This is a genomic window from Vibrio sp. 1249-1 (assembly GCF_033340495.1).
Genome location: NZ_JAWOWJ010001168.1, coordinates 1 through 518, shown reverse-complemented (window position 1 = coordinate 518; position 518 = coordinate 1). Strand labels below are relative to the sequence as shown.

The 518-nt window shown below is 51.5% G+C and carries 1 protein-coding gene; it reads right to left on the bottom strand.

Annotated elements, in window-relative coordinates:
- Nucleotides 1–518 (bottom strand): alpha-amylase family glycosyl hydrolase (locus R7Z50_RS31075; RefSeq protein ID WP_318150223.1); only part of this gene is annotated, 518 nt, incomplete at both ends.

The following is a 518-nucleotide window of genomic DNA, read 5'->3' as shown; positions in this document are numbered from 1 at the left end:
CTTTCAAGCGTTTCCACACATCGCCTTCGACGTGTTTCACCGTATCGACGCGATAACCATCAATGCCAAAGCGTTTCACCCAGTCAGTTTGCCACTCAATTAGGTAGTCCGAGACGGTGTAATTGTCACGCGCCTCAACGCGAGTACCAGGGTTATTCAACAACCATTGCGGCGGCGTGACGGTTTTATTGGATTCAGTGATGAAATCTGGCAAGCCCGCAAGAGACATCGTAATGTCGCTACTGCCCGGAGCTGGGTAACCCGGCAAGCCGGTTCTTACCCAATCGCCGCCCCACCACTTCGCCCAGTTCGGACTCTGATAATCAATATTCTGGTGGTAGCTATGCCAATTTTCGCCTGCTTTTGGTTGCCAGTCGCCCCATTTCTTGGGCAGTTCGGCATTAGGCTTTAACACATCGATACCATCAAACTGTAGATCCGCCAATGTTGAGTAACCAGAATGGTTGATACCCGCATCCATCAAGACTTTGAGGCCACGCTTGTGCGCCTCTTCCACC